This is a genomic window from Streptomyces sp. NPDC015125, assembly GCF_043080045.1.
Classification (GTDB): domain Bacteria; phylum Actinomycetota; class Actinomycetes; order Streptomycetales; family Streptomycetaceae; genus Streptomyces.
In genome coordinates, this window is the sequence record NZ_JBIBVF010000031.1 from 70,405 (window position 1) to 83,678 (window position 13,274).

A 13,274-nucleotide genomic window follows, 5' to 3' on the forward strand; every position below is an offset into this window, starting at 1 on the left:
GGGTCACACCTCCTGGGCGATCAGCTGGGTGTAGGCCCCTTCGGCGCGTCGCCCTTCCGGTGTGCCGGGGGCGGCGAGTGCGAGGAAGGTATCGGTGTCGCCCTCGAAGCGGGCCTGGCCTCTGTCGAGGATGACGACGTGGTCGTACAGGGTGTCGAGGTCTTCGGTCTGGTGGGTGGAGACCACGACGTGAACATCGGCCAGCAGGTTGGTCACCAGCTCGCGGAAGATCCGGCGCTGCGAGGGATCAAGTCCTGCCGTCGGCTCGTCGAGCAGCACGATTTCGCTGTGGTGGACGAGAGTTCCCGCTATGCCCATGCGCCGCAGCTGGCCGCCCGAGAGCTGGTGGCTCTTCCGGCCGGCCAAACTGCCCAGCTTCACCCGCTCCAGGGCATCGCGTGACCGGTCCCAGGCATCGGAGCGGGACATACCTTTCAACCAGCCGATGTAGGCGACGTTTTCCCGGACCGTGAGCCCCGGCATCGGTTTGACGTTCTGCGGGAGCCAGCCCACGGCTTTGCGGTAGGCAGCTCGTGCGGGTGGCTGATCGGGGTTGATCCCCTTCCACGTCACGGTTCCTCCGGTAGGGGAGATCCATGAGGCGGCGATGCCTAAAAGGGTGGATTTGCCTGCACCGTTCGGCCCCAGGAGGACGGTTGCCCTGTGATCGATGGAGAGATCGAGGCTGTCGAGGACGGGTACCTTCCGGCCGTAGCGGAAGGAACACCGGGTGAATTGCAGAGACATGCCATCCTTGCTTCCACGAGCCGCATATGGGCCGGCCGGGAGCACCTTGCGCGCTCCCGGCCGACGTTTCGGCAATTATGCGTCGGGGCTCCTTGTGGATCTCCTGAATCCGACCTCCGGCCCCCGGTAGTCGCCCGGTGACTCCTGATCCCTGCCGGAGTACACGGGCTTGCCCGGGCGCGCACGGACCCCTGCCCCGGCCCGGGTGCCGAAGTCTCCGGCAGTACAGTCGGCACCCCACACCGTGAGCAGACGTCTCACCATTCGGGACGAGGGTCCGCCCCGCTCGCCCGGCCCCGACCTGCCCCCGATCCGCGCCCGACCCCACTCTGGCGCCCCCTGTCACCCCCGGACCGGCCCCGGACCCCCGCCCCCGGTGTGATGTGCTGGCCGCATGAGCATCTCGGTCACCACGTGGTACCTCGAGCAGACCTCGCGCGCCGACCTGTCCCCCGCCGCGGGGCCGGCGACCGAGCAGGACGTCCGGATCGTCCGCTCGGAGGTACCGTCCCCCGAATTCAGCCGCTTCCTCTATACGGCGGTCGGCGGGGACGTCGCCTGGACCGACCGGCTGGGATGGTCGTACGCACAGTGGGTGGCGCACCTCGGGCGTCCCGGAGTGGAGACCTGGGTGGCGTACGAGCACGGCACCCCCGCCGGGTTCATCGAGCTGGCGGCGGAGGCGGACGGCTCGGTGGAGATCGTCTACTTCGGCCTCGCCCCGGCCTTCCGGGGGCGCCGGATCGGCGGACACCTGCTCGCCCACGGCACCGCGCGGGCCTGGGACCTGGCCGAGCGGTGGCCGGGACGGGCACCGACCAAGCGGGTGTGGCTGCACACGTGCAGCCAGGACGGCCCGCACGCGAGGACCAATTACGAGCGGCGCGGCTTCCGGCTGTACGACACCACGGTGACCGAGGAGCCCGACGTACCGGCACCCGGACCCTGGGCCGGGGCGGGACCCACGGGGCCCACGGGGCCGACGGGGCCGACGGGGCCGACGGGGCCGACGGGGCCGACGGGACACACGGAGCCCACGGGGCCCACCACCAGCGGCACGCCCGCCGGAGAGTGACCGACACCACACCGTCTCGCGATGCGGGACAGAGGTGTCCGAATTCTGGATAACGGTGGACTGGCCGGAGAGCGGCGTGACACGCTTCCGTCATGTCTCGAGCTGGAATTGCCTTGGTGAGTCGGCGGCACGTCGACCTCGGCCGCATGTCCAGCGCCATTTGTCGGACGGGCTGAGGCTGCATTCACCAGGGGCCTTCGGCCCCGGGCAGCACCCAGCACCACCGCACTTCACGCCGTCCCCATCGTCGCGGACGCGCTGACACCCCTCGACCCGCAGACCTTCCGACGCGTGTGCCGCGCGCCGCCTTTCGGTATGTCTGAGCAGGTCATCGCGGGTGCCCGGCGCCCCCTTCCGCATTCCTTGAGCCCGCCCAGAAGGACGTACACCCATGGCCGCCTCCCCCGAACGCCCCGCAGCCGCCACGACCCGCCGCAAGGCCGGACGCCACCGCGGCGAGGGCCAGTGGGCCGTGGGCCACCACACACCGCTCAACGGCAACGAGCAGTTCAAGAAGGACGACGACGGTCTCAATGTGCGGACACGCATTGAGACGATCTACTCCAAGGCCGGTTTCGACTCCATCGACCCCAACGACCTGCGCGGGCGCATGCGTTGGTGGGGCCTCTACACCCAGCGCAAGCCCGGGATCGACGGCGGCAAGACGGCGATCCTGGAGCCGGAGGAGCTGGACGACAAGTACTTCATGCTGCGGGTCCGCATCGACGGCGGGCGGCTGACCACCGAGCAGTTGCGCGTCATCGGCGAGATCTCGCAGGAGTTCGCGCGCGGCACCGCGGACATCACCGACCGGCAGAACGTCCAGTACCACTGGATCCGCATCGAGGACGTGCCGGAGATCTGGCAGCGGCTGGAGGCCGTCGGCCTGTCCACCACCGAGGCCTGCGGTGACACCCCTCGCGTCATCCTCGGCTCCCCGGTCGCCGGTATCGCCGAGAACGAGATCATCGACGGCACCCCGGTCATCGAGGAGATCCAGCGCCGGATCATCGGCAACCCGGAGTTCTCCAACCTGCCGCGGAAGTTCAAGTCCGCGGTCTCCGGCTCGCCCCTGCTGGACGTGGCGCACGAGATCAACGACATCTCGTTCGTCGGCGTCGAGCACCCCGAGCACGGCCCGGGCTTCGATGTGTGGGTCGGCGGCGGGCTGTCCACGAACCCCAAGCTCGGCGTCCGGCTGGGCGTGTGGGTCTCGCGCGAGGAGGCCGCCGATGTCTACGAAGGCGTCATCTCGATCTTCCGCGACTACGGCTACCGCCGGCTGCGCACCCGCGCCCGGCTGAAGTTCCTGGTCGCCGACTGGGGTCCGGAGAAGTTCCGCCAGGTGCTGGAGGACGAGTACCTCCAGCGCAAGCTCACCGACGGCCCCGCGCCGAAGCAGCCCGACCAGCGGTGGCGCGACCACGTCGGTGTGCACCAGCAGAACGACGGCCGCTACTACGTGGGCTTCGCCCCGCGCGTGGGCCGGGTGGACGGTGCCACCCTCACCAAGATCGCCGAGCTGGCCGCGGAGCACGGCTCGGGCCGGCTGCGCACCACCGCCGAGCAGAAGATGATCGTGCTCGACATCGACGAGTCGCAGGTCGACTCGCTGGTCTCCGGCCTGGAGGCGCTCGACCTGCGGGTCCAGCCGTCCCCGTTCCGGCGCGGCACGATGGCCTGCACGGGCATCGAGTTCTGCAAGCTGGCGATCGTGGAGACGAAGGCCCGCGGCGCCTCGCTGATCGACGAACTCGAACGCCGGCTGCCGGCGTTCGACGAGCCGGTCACCATCAACGTCAACGGCTGCCCGAACGCCTGCGCGCGGATCCAGGTCGCGGACATCGGCCTCAAGGGCCAGCTGGTCCTGGACGACGACGGCAACCAGGTCGAGGGCTACCAGGTGCACCTGGGCGGCGCGCTGGGCCTGGAGGCCGGCTTCGGCCGCAAGGTCCGCGGCCTGAAGGTCACCGCCGACGAACTCCCCGACTACGTCGAGCGGGTGCTGCGCAACTTCGCGGAGCAGCGCGAGGAGGGCGAACGGTTCGCCACCTGGGCGGCCCGTGCGGAAGAGGGTGCGCTGAAGTGAGCGAACGTGCGGCGCCCTTCTACTGCCCGTACTGCGGGGACGAAGACCTGCGGCCTTCCGAGGAGGGGGGCGCCCGTGGAGAGGGTGCGGCGTGGGAATGCCGGGCCTGCAGCCGCGCGTTCCGGCTGAAGTTCCTGGGCCTGCTGGCGCCGGGAAGCACCGGCCGGCCCCCTTCCGCTTCCGACGGAGGTACCTCGTGACCACCGCTACCGACCTTCAGCAGCTCGCCGAGCAGGCGGGTCGCGACCTGGAGGACGCGCCCGCCCTGGAGATCCTCACCTGGGCCGCCGAGACCTTCGGTCCGCGCTTCTGCGTCACCTCCTCGATGGAGGACGCGGTCGTCGCGCACCTGGCCTCGCGGGCCTTCCCGGGCGTGGACGTGGTCTTCCTGGACACCGGCTACCACTTCCCCGAGACCCTCGGGACCCGGGACGCGGTGGCCGAGGTGATGGACGTCAACGTCCTCACCCTGACGCCACGTCAGACGGTCGCCGAGCAGGACGCCGAGCACGGACCGAAGCTGCACGACCGCAACCCCGACCTGTGCTGCGCGCTGCGCAAGGTCAAGCCGCTCGAAGAGGGCCTGGCCGGCTACGACGCCTGGGCGACGGGCCTGCGCCGGGCCGAGTCGCCCACCCGGGCGAACACCCCGGTCGTCGGCTGGGACCCCAAGCGGCGCAAGGTGAAGGTCTCCCCGATCGCCCGCTGGACGCAGGCCGATGTCGACGCGTATGTGGCCGAGCACGGGGTGCTCACCAACCCGCTGCTGACGGACGGCTATGCCTCCGTCGGCTGCGCGCCCTGCACCCGCCGGGTGCTGGAGGGCGAGGACGCCAGGGCCGGCCGCTGGGCGGGCAGCAACAAGACCGAGTGCGGGTTGCACGGATGACCGAGCATCAGGAGATATCCATGACGGGCGCCACGATCTGGCTGACCGGTCTGCCGAGCGCGGGCAAGACGACCCTCGCGCACGAACTGGCCGGAAAGCTGCGCGGCGACGGCCACCGCGTCGAGGTGCTCGACGGCGACGAGATCCGCGAGTTCCTCTCCGCGGGCCTCGGTTTCACCCGCGAGGACCGGCACACCAACGTCCAGCGGATCGGCTTCGTGGCCGAGCTGCTGGCGAGCAACGGCGTCAAGGCGCTGGTGCCGGTGATCGCGCCGTATGCGGACAGCCGGGAGGCGGTACGGGGGCGTCACCAGAGCGAGGGCACCCCCTACCTGGAGGTGCATGTGGCCACGCCCGTCGAGGTGTGCTCCGAGCGGGATGTGAAGGGGCTGTACGCCAAGCAGGCGGCCGGTGAGATCTCCGGCCTGACCGGCGTGGACGACCCGTACGAGGCACCCGCCTCACCCGATCTGCGCATCGAGTCGCACACCCAGACCGTGCAGGAGTCCGCGGCGGCACTGCATGCGCTGCTCACCGAAAGGGGACTGGCATGACGACCGTCACTGCCCTGACCGAGAACGCCGGGGACGCCAACAACCCGTACGCCCTCTCCCACCTCGACGCCCTGGAGTCGGAGGCGGTGCACATCTTCCGCGAGGTGGCGGGTGAGTTCGAGCGGCCGGTGATCCTGTTCTCCGGCGGCAAGGACTCCATCGTCATGCTGCACCTGGCGCTGAAGGCGTTCGCGCCGGCCGCGGTGCCGTTCTCGCTGCTGCACGTCGACACCGGGCACAACTTCCCCGAGGTCCTCGACTACCGCGACCGCACGGTCGAGCGGCACGGCCTGCGGCTGCACGTCGCCTCCGTCCAGGACTTCATCGACCGCGGTGAGCTGCGCGAGCGCCCCGACGGCACCCGTAATCCGCTGCAGACCGTCCCGCTGCTGGACGCCATCGACACCAACCGCTTCGACGCGGTCTTCGGCGGCGGCCGCCGGGACGAGGAGAAGGCGCGCGCCAAGGAGCGGGTCTTCTCGCTGCGCGACGAGTTCGGCGGCTGGGACCCGCGCCGGCAGCGCCCCGAGCTGTGGCAGCTCTACAACGGCAAGCACTCCCCCGGCGAGCACGTCCGGGTCTTCCCGCTGTCCAACTGGACCGAGCTGGACGTGTGGCAGTACATCGCCCGCGAGAAGATCGAACTGCCCGCCATCTACTACGCCCACGAGCGCGAGGTCTTCGCCCGCAGCGGTATGTGGCTCTCCCCCGGCGGGTGGGGCGGCCCCAAGGACGGCGAGAGCCTGGAGCGGCGGCAGGTGCGCTACCGCACCGTCGGCGACATGTCCTGCACCGGTGCCGTCGACTCCGACGCCGACACCATCGAGGCGGTGATCGCGGAGATCGCCGCGTCCCGGCTCACCGAGCGGGGCGCCACCAGGGCCGACGACAAGATGTCCGAGGCCGCCATGGAGGACCGCAAGCGCGAGGGGTACTTCTAACCATGAGCACGACCACGAACACGGGCGCGACCGACGCCGTCGAGGCGGGTGCCACCTCGCTGCTGCGCTTCGCCACCGCAGGCTCCGTCGACGACGGCAAGTCGACGCTGGTGGGCCGGCTGCTGCACGACTCCAAGTCGGTGCTCGCCGACCAGCTGGAGGCCGTCGAGCGCGCTTCCCTGGGCCGCGGTCAGGAGACGCCCGACCTGGCGCTGCTGACCGACGGGCTGCGCGCCGAGCGCGAGCAGGGCATCACCATCGATGTCGCCTACCGCTACTTCGCCACCCCGCGGCGCCGGTTCATCCTGGCGGACACCCCCGGGCATGTGCAGTACACCCGCAACATGGTCACCGGCGCCTCCACCGCCGAGCTGGCCGTGGTGCTGGTCGACGCCCGCAACGGCGTGGTCGAGCAGACCCGCCGGCATGCCGCGGTCGCCGCCCTGCTGCGGGTCCCCCATGTGGTGCTGGCCGTCAACAAGATGGACCTGGTCGATTACGCCGAGCCCGTCTTCGCCGCCATCGCCGAGGAGTTCACGACGTACGCGGCCTCGCTGGGTGTCCCGGAGATCACCGCGATCCCGATCTCGGCGCTGGCCGGCGACAATGTCGTGTCGCCCTCGGCGAACATGGACTGGTACGGCGGCCCGACCGTGCTGGAGCACCTGGAGACGGTGCCCGTCGTCGCCGACCCCTCGGACGACCCCGGCCGTTTCCCGGTCCAGTACGTCATCCGTCCGCAGACCGCCGAGCACCCCGACTACCGCGGCTACGCGGGCCAGATCGCCTCCGGTGTGCTGCGCGTCGGCGACGCCGTGACCGTCCTGTCCTCGGGCCGTACCAGCACCATCGAGGCGATCGATGCGCTCGGCCAGGCCGTGGACGTCGCCTGGGCACCGCAGTCGGTGACCGTCCGGCTCAGCGATGACCTGGACATCTCGCGCGGCGACCTGATCGCCCCGACGGCCACCGCGCCCGGTGTCTCGCAGGACATCGAGGCGACCGTCTGCCATGTGGCGGACCGTCCGCTGAAGGTCGGCGACCGGGTACTGCTCAAGCACACCACCCGCACCGTCAAGGCCCTCGTCAAGGACATCCCCTCCCGCCTCACCCTGGACGACCTCTCCCAGCACCCGGCCCCCGGCGAACTGGCCGCCAACGACATCGGACGGATCGTGGTCCGCACCGCCCAGCCGCTGGCCCTGGACGCCTACGCCGACTCCCGCCGCACCGGCTCCTTCCTGCTGATCGACCCGGCGGACGGTACGACGCTGACCGCGGGGATGGCGGGCAACGCCTTTGCGGAGGCGGCCGCGGAAGCGGCTCCGGCCGGCGGCGCGGACGACGAGGGATGGGACTTCTGAGCATGCTCCAGGACGTGTTCTCGACCTTCGCGAAGGAGGGCGGCCGCATCGGCAGCGGCGCCCTGGGCAGCGGGCAGGGCGGAGTCGGCCGATGTGTGCGCTGACGATGCCCGACGCCGTATCCCCCATCTCGCCCTTCCGAAGATCCATTGATCCGCCGGGCGCGCCCTAGAGAGGCGCGTACTGTCCGGCCCTCCGAGAGGAACACCTCCCGTGTCTGCCGTTCGTCACCGCCTGCTGGCGGCCGCCGTCTCCGTCCCGGTCCTGATCGGGGCGCTGGGCGCCTGCGGCTACGGCTCCGAGGCCAAGAAGGACACCGCGGCCGATGTGGCCCCCAAGGGCCCGAAGACCGATGGACTCGACTCCCTCAAGATCGGCTACTTCGGCAACACCACGCACGCCACTCCCCTGGTCGGCCTCCAGAAGGGCCTGTTCCAGCAGGAACTGGGCGGCACGGCGGTGAAGTCCTCCGTCTTCAACGCGGGACCCGAGGAGATCGAGGCGCTCAACTCGGGCGCCATCGACATCGGCTGGATCGGCCCCTCCCCCGCGATCAACGGCTACGCCAAGTCGCACGGCAAGAGCCTGAAGATCATTGCGGGTTCGGCGTCCGGCGGTGTCTCCCTGGTGGTCAACCCGAAGAAGATCAAGAGTGTCAACGATCTCAAGGGCAAGACCATCGCGACCCCGCAGCTGGGCAACACCCAGGACGTCGCGCTGCTGAACTACCTGGCCGAGAAGGGCCTCAAGGTCGACGCCACCACCGGCAAGGGTGACGTCACCGTCCAGCGCACCGACAACAAGGTGACGCCGACCACGTTCCAGCAGGGCGGCATCGACGCCGCCTGGGTCCCCGAGCCCACCGCTTCCAAGCTCGTCGCCGAGGGCGGCAAGACGCTCCTGGACGAGAAGAAGCTGTGGAAGGACGGCAAGTTCGTCATCACGAACATGATCGTCTCGCAGAAGTTCCTCAAGGAGCACCCCAAGGCCGTCGAGGCGGTGCTGCGTGCCTCGGTGAAGATCAACGCCTGGATCCGGTCGCACCCGGACGAGGCGAAGAAGACGCTCAACGACAAGCTCTCCTCGTCGGACGTCGCCGGCAAGGCACTGCCGCAGAACGTCATCGACCCGGCGTTCAAGAACGTCGACATCACCGATGACCCGCTGGCCGCCACCCTCCAGCAGGAGGCCGACCACGCCGTCAAGGCGGGCCTGCTCAAGAAGCCCGACCTCAAGGGCATCTACGACCTCACCCTGCTGAACAAGGTGCTCAAGTCCGAGGGCAAGCAGCCGGTCGACGACGCCGGCCTCGGCAGCAAGTAGCCCCGCCCCCGCAGCACGCACTCCCCCAGGAGGTGACACCGATGACGACCACCACGCTCACCAAGCAGCAGCCCGCCACGGCGGACACGGGCACCACCGTGCCGTACGCGGCTCGCATCGACCATGTCTCGAAGTCGTTCGGCCGCACCGGCGCACAGCAGCATGTCCTGGACGACATCACCATCGATGTGGCGCCCGGCGAATTCGTCTGCCTCCTGGGGGCCTCGGGCTGCGGCAAGTCCACCCTTCTCAACCTCGTGGCCGGTCTCGACGCACCGTCCGCCGGCGCCATCGAGACGCCCGGCGGCCGGCCGGCCCTGATGTTCCAGGAGCATGCGCTGTTCCCGTGGCTGACCGCGGGCCGCAACATCGAACTGGCGCTGCGGCTGCGCGGGGTGCCACGAGCGGAGCGCCGTGACGAGGCCGAGCGGCTGCTGGAACTCGTCCGGCTCAAGGGCGCCCATGGCAAGCGGGTGCACGAGCTGTCGGGCGGTATGCGCCAGCGCGTCGCCATGGCCCGCGCCCTCGCCCAGGACAGCCAACTGCTGCTGATGGACGAGCCGTTCGCCGCGCTCGACGCCATCACCCGGGACGTCCTGCACGACGAGCTGACACGCATCTGGCGCGAGACGAACCTGTCGGTCCTCTTCGTCACCCACAACGTCCGCGAGGCCGTGCGGCTCGCCGAGCGGGTGGTGCTGCTGTCCTCCCGTCCCGGCAAGATCGCCCGCGAGTGGCGGGTGGACATCCCGCAGCCGCGCCGCATCGAGGACTCCGCGGTCGCCGACCTTTCCGTCGAGATCACCGAACAGCTCCGTGGGGAGATCCGCCGCCATGGCCAGCACTGAGACCAAGGACCGGTCCGCCCCCCGCAAGGGCGAGGCCGCCGATACCACCGCCTCCCCGGCCGGGGATATCGCCGGCCTGGAAGCCGGGCTCGACGCCCTCGAATCCAGGGTCGTCGACCGGCAGCCATGGCTGCGCACCGCCGCCTCGAAGGCGTTCCCCCCGCTCGTCGCGATCGTCATCGTGCTCGCGCTGTGGCAGCTCGCCTACCACTTCGAGCTGAAGCCGCACTACCTGCTGCCGAGCCCCGTCGAGGTCGGCCGCTCGCTCCAGCAGAAGTGGCTGGAAGGCACCCTGCTGAGCTTTGTGTGGACCAGCGTCTCGCGGGGCGCCCTCGGCTTTGCGGCCTCGGTGGTCATCGGCACGCTGCTCGGGCTGGTCGTCGCCCGGGTCAAGGCCGTACGGGCCGCGATCGGGCCGATCCTGAGCGGTCTGCAGTCGCTGCCGTCGGTGGCCTGGGTCCCGGCCGCGATCATCTGGTTCGGGCTGACCGACGCCACGATCTACACCGTGGTGCTGCTCGGCGCGGTCCCGTCCATCGCCAACGGGCTGGTGGCGGGCGTCGACCAGATCTCCCCGCTCTACCTGCGGGCGGGGCGCACCATCGGTGCCACGGGTCTGGCGGGTGTCCGGCATGTGCTGCTCCCGGCCGCGCTGCCGGGCTATATCTCCGGGCTCAAGCAGGGCTGGGCGTTCTCCTGGCGCTCCCTGATGGCCGCCGAACTCATCGTCAACGCGCCGGATCTGGGCACCGGTCTGGGCCAGCTGCTGGAGCAGGGGCGCGAGCTGCAGGACATGTCCTGGGTGCTCGCCGCGATCCTCCTCATCCTCATCGTCGGTATCGGCATCGAGCTGCTGATCTTCGCCCCGATCGAACGCCGGGTGCTGCGCAGCCGCGGCCTCCTCGTGAAGAGCTGAACCATGGACGCACCCCGCACTCACCCCACTCTTCTCGTCGTCGCCCACGGCAGCCGCGATCCGCGGCACGCGGCGACCGTCTCCGCGCTCTGTGCGCGGGTGCGGGCGCTGCGGCCGGGGCTGCGCGTCGAGGTCGGCTATCTCGACTTCAACGCGCCCCGGGTGCCGCGGGTGCTGGAGCGCCTCTCCGCCGAGGGAGTCCGGGACGTGGTGGCGCTGCCGCTGCTGCTCACCCGGGCCTTCCACGCCAAGTCCGACATTCCGGCGGTCCTGCGGGAGGCGGCCGCGCGGCTGCCGCTGCTGACCGTCCGCCAGGCCGAGGTGCTCGGCCCTTCGTCCCTCCTGACCACCGCGCTGGAGCGCCGGCTGGAGGAGGCCGGGCTGCGGCCCGGCGACCGTCGCTCGACCGGGGTCGTCCTGGCCTCGGCGGGCTCTTCGGACCCGGAGGCGATCGCAGTGATCGCTGAAATCGCGCGGGAGTGGCGGCACACCGCTGGCTGGTGTGCCGTGCGACCTGCGTTCGCCTCCGCATCTCTTCCCCGTACGGCCGATGCGGTGCGGGAGTTGCGTGCCGAAGGCGTCGGCCGGGTGGCCGTCGCCCCCTACGTCATCGCCCCCGGCTTCCTCCCGGACCGCATCGCCGCCGGGGCCCGCGAGGCCCGCGCCGATGTCCTTGCCCCGGTGCTGGGCCCCGCGCCCGAGCTGGCCCGGCTGCTGCTGCGGCGCTACGACCGGTCGGTGCTGCACCGCGCCCGTGGGGACCTGGCGGCGCTGACCGCCTGACGGGCCCCCACGGCGCGGGCGGTCACCGCGTCGCGGTGCGCAGCCAGACCGTCGTCCACGGCGGCAGCTCGTCGCCGGTGACCGGTGCGGAGGACAGCAGCAGCTCACCGGCCGGCAGCGGCCGGGGCTCGTCCGACAGGTTGGTCACGCACTCCCAGCCGCCCGAGCGGCGGAAGTGCAGGACGTCCGGGTGGGCCGTCGGCGCGTCATCGGCCCATTCCAGCGCCTCGTCGGCCAGCAGCCGGCGCCGGGTGGCGAGCGCCGCGCGGTACAGCTCCAGAGGGGATGACGCCACGCCCTGCTGCGCCTCGACGGACAGCGCGCCCCAGCCGGCCGGCTGCGGCAGCCAGGTACCCCCGCTGCCGAAGCCGTATGAGCTGCCCTCGCGCCGCCACGGCAGGGGCACCCGGCAGCCGTCCCGCCCCTTCAGCCGGCCCCCGCTACGGGTCCACACCGGGTCCTGGAGGCTGTCCCGGGAGAGGTCCGCGACCTCGGGCAGTCCCAGTTCCTCGCCCTGGTAGACATAGCCGGAGCCCGGCAGCGCCAGCATCAGCAGGGTCGCGGCCAGCGCCCTGCGCAGCCCGAACTCCCGGTCCAGGACGGGTTCGCGGCCGTCGGAGAGCAGCCAGGCCTCCTCGTCGCGGCCGTCCGGCAGGCCGTACCGGGAGGCGTGCCGGATCACATCGTGGTTGGACAGCACCCAGGTCGCGGTCGCCCCGGCCGCCCGTGCGTCGGCGAGCGCGGTGTCGATGGCGGCGCGCAGCCCCCCGGCGTGCAGCGGGGCCTTGAGGAAGTCGAAGTTGAAGGCCTGCCCGAGCTCCTGCGGAGTGGCGTACGCGGTGCGGCGGGAGCTGCGCACCCAGGCCTCGGCGACGGCGACCCGCGGCGGGTCGTACTCGTTGAAGACCTTGCGCCAGTCGCGGAAGATGTCGTGCACCTCGTCGCGGTCCCAGAAGGGGTGGCTGCCGTCCTCGGGCAGGTCTCCCGGCGTGTAGCCCTCGACGGTGCCGATGTCGCGCAGCGGCGCGGCCAGGTCCTTGGCCAGGCCGTGGGCCACATCGACCCGGAAGCCGTCGACGCCGCGGTCGGACCAGAAGCGCAGGGTGTGCCGGAAGTCCGCGCGGACCTCGGGGTTGTCCCAGTTGAAGTCGGGCTGCTGGGGGGCGAAGAGGTGGAGGTACCACCAGCCGTCGGGCAGCCGGGTCCAGGCGGGGCCGCCGAAGCAGGAGACCCAGTCGGTGGGCGGCAGTTCGCCCAGTTCGCCCTTGCCCTCGCGGAAGACGTACCGCTCGCGCGCGGCGGATCCGGGCTCGGCGCGCAGCGCCTCCTGGAACCAGAGGTGCCGGTCGGAGGAGTGGTTGGGCACGATGTCGGCCATCACCTTGAGGCCCAGGCGGTGGGCCTCGGCCACCATGGCGTCGAAGTCGTCGAGGGTGCCGAGACGGGGGTCGACGTTGCGGTAGTCGTCGACGTCATAGCCGCCGTCGGCCAGCTGTGAGGGGTAGAACGGGCTCAGCCAGACGGCGTCCACGCCGAGGTCGGCGAGGTAGGGCAGCCGGGAGGTCACGCCGGGGAGGTCTCCGATGCCGTCACCGTCGGCGTCGGCGAAGCTGCGCGGATACACCTGGTAGACAACGGCCTGCCGCCACCAGTCGGTGGTGTTGCGGTCGGAGCCGAGGTGCTGTGCGGTCACGGGGAGGCCTTTCGGTACGAGAGCGGTCGCATGGGGGCACCTCCCAGCGTTG

13 protein-coding genes and 1 pseudogene are annotated in these 13,274 nt (G+C 71.0%); 12 read left to right on the plus strand and 2 right to left on the minus strand.

Annotated features, from left to right (window positions below; translation table 11 throughout):
- Positions 1-3: 3 nt before the first annotated feature.
- Positions 4-747 carry an ATP-binding cassette domain-containing protein gene (locus ACF088_RS38565; protein WP_392380640.1) on the minus strand — a complete coding sequence of 248 codons (744 nt, stop codon included), beginning with the start codon at positions 745-747 and terminating at the stop codon, positions 4-6.
- Positions 748-1,141: 394 nt separating this feature from the next.
- Here ACF088_RS38565 and ACF088_RS38570 point away from each other — a divergent pair.
- From ACF088_RS38570 to ACF088_RS38625, 12 genes and pseudogenes are all read left to right on the plus strand, one after another.
- Positions 1,142-1,711: pseudogene (locus ACF088_RS38570) on the plus strand (GNAT family N-acetyltransferase); the annotation flags it as partial.
- Positions 1,712-1,914: 203 nt separating this feature from the next.
- Entirely contained in the window at positions 1,915-1,998 is an 84-nt protein-coding gene (locus tag ACF088_RS38575) for a putative leader peptide (RefSeq protein ID WP_352300790.1), read from the plus strand.
- A 215-nt stretch (positions 1,999-2,213) separates the two neighbouring features.
- On the plus strand, positions 2,214-3,911 hold the full coding sequence (locus ACF088_RS38580) for a nitrite/sulfite reductase (RefSeq protein WP_392380641.1): 1,698 nt from the start codon (positions 2,214-2,216) through the stop codon (positions 3,909-3,911).
- On the plus strand, positions 3,908-4,111 hold the full coding sequence (locus ACF088_RS38585) for a hypothetical protein (RefSeq protein ID WP_392380642.1): 204 nt from the start codon (positions 3,908-3,910) through the stop codon (positions 4,109-4,111). Before ACF088_RS38580 ends, ACF088_RS38585 begins: the two co-directional genes overlap by 4 nt.
- A complete protein-coding gene (locus tag ACF088_RS38590; protein WP_392380643.1) occupies positions 4,108-4,800 on the plus strand; it encodes a phosphoadenylyl-sulfate reductase in 693 nt (230 codons plus the stop codon). Before ACF088_RS38585 ends, ACF088_RS38590 begins: the two co-directional genes overlap by 4 nt.
- 20 nt (positions 4,801-4,820) lie before the next feature.
- Positions 4,821-5,354, plus strand: a complete 534-nt coding sequence (gene cysC, locus ACF088_RS38595; RefSeq protein ID WP_129293474.1) for an adenylyl-sulfate kinase — start codon at positions 4,821-4,823, stop codon at positions 5,352-5,354.
- On the plus strand, positions 5,351-6,295 hold the full coding sequence (cysD, locus tag ACF088_RS38600) for a sulfate adenylyltransferase subunit CysD (RefSeq protein WP_392380644.1): 945 nt from the start codon (positions 5,351-5,353) through the stop codon (positions 6,293-6,295). The genes cysC and cysD overlap by 4 nt, the downstream gene beginning before the upstream one ends.
- A gap of 2 nt (positions 6,296-6,297) precedes the next feature.
- The gene (locus ACF088_RS38605) at positions 6,298-7,659 is read left to right on the plus strand and encodes a sulfate adenylyltransferase subunit 1 (protein WP_392380645.1); all 1,362 of its coding nucleotides are present in this window, start codon (positions 6,298-6,300) and stop codon (positions 7,657-7,659) included.
- A gap of 213 nt (positions 7,660-7,872) precedes the next feature.
- The gene (locus tag ACF088_RS38610; RefSeq protein WP_392380646.1) at positions 7,873-8,982 is read left to right on the plus strand and encodes an aliphatic sulfonate ABC transporter substrate-binding protein; all 1,110 of its coding nucleotides are present in this window, start codon (positions 7,873-7,875) and stop codon (positions 8,980-8,982) included.
- A gap of 41 nt (positions 8,983-9,023) precedes the next feature.
- Positions 9,024-9,830: an ABC transporter ATP-binding protein gene (locus tag ACF088_RS38615; RefSeq protein ID WP_392380647.1), complete on the plus strand. Its 807-nt coding sequence runs from the start codon at positions 9,024-9,026 to the stop codon at positions 9,828-9,830.
- Positions 9,817-10,746, plus strand: a complete 930-nt coding sequence (locus tag ACF088_RS38620) for an ABC transporter permease (RefSeq protein ID WP_392380648.1) — start codon at positions 9,817-9,819, stop codon at positions 10,744-10,746. The genes ACF088_RS38615 and ACF088_RS38620 overlap by 14 nt, the downstream gene beginning before the upstream one ends.
- A gap of 3 nt (positions 10,747-10,749) precedes the next feature.
- The gene (locus ACF088_RS38625; RefSeq protein WP_392380649.1) at positions 10,750-11,529 is read left to right on the plus strand and encodes a sirohydrochlorin chelatase; all 780 of its coding nucleotides are present in this window, start codon (positions 10,750-10,752) and stop codon (positions 11,527-11,529) included.
- Between the two features lie 22 nt (positions 11,530-11,551).
- On the opposite strand, the gene ACF088_RS38630 is transcribed toward ACF088_RS38625, so the two are convergent.
- Positions 11,552-13,222, minus strand: a complete 1,671-nt coding sequence (locus ACF088_RS38630; protein ID WP_392380650.1) for a glycoside hydrolase family 13 protein — start codon at positions 13,220-13,222, stop codon at positions 11,552-11,554.
- Positions 13,223-13,274: the final 52 nt, after the last annotated feature.

Bases quoted from the DNA above. Each gene is read 5' to 3' on its own strand.
- ACF088_RS38620 (WP_392380648.1), top strand. From the start codon at position 9,817: ATGGCCAGCACTGAGACCAAGGACCGGTCCGCCCCCCGCAAGGGCGAG.
- cysD (WP_392380644.1), top strand. From the start codon at position 5,351: ATGACGACCGTCACTGCCCTGACCGAGAACGCCGGGGACGCCAACAAC.
- ACF088_RS38615 (WP_392380647.1), top strand. From the start codon at position 9,024: ATGACGACCACCACGCTCACCAAGCAGCAGCCCGCCACGGCGGACACG.
- cysC (WP_129293474.1), top strand. From the start codon at position 4,821: ATGACGGGCGCCACGATCTGGCTGACCGGTCTGCCGAGCGCGGGCAAG.
- ACF088_RS38575 (WP_352300790.1), top strand. From the start codon at position 1,915: ATGTCTCGAGCTGGAATTGCCTTGGTGAGTCGGCGGCACGTCGACCTC.
- ACF088_RS38565 (WP_392380640.1), bottom strand. From the start codon at position 747: ATGTCTCTGCAATTCACCCGGTGTTCCTTCCGCTACGGCCGGAAGGTA.
- ACF088_RS38605 (WP_392380645.1), top strand. From the start codon at position 6,298: ATGAGCACGACCACGAACACGGGCGCGACCGACGCCGTCGAGGCGGGT.
- ACF088_RS38580 (WP_392380641.1), top strand. From the start codon at position 2,214: ATGGCCGCCTCCCCCGAACGCCCCGCAGCCGCCACGACCCGCCGCAAG.
- ACF088_RS38625 (WP_392380649.1), top strand. From the start codon at position 10,750: ATGGACGCACCCCGCACTCACCCCACTCTTCTCGTCGTCGCCCACGGC.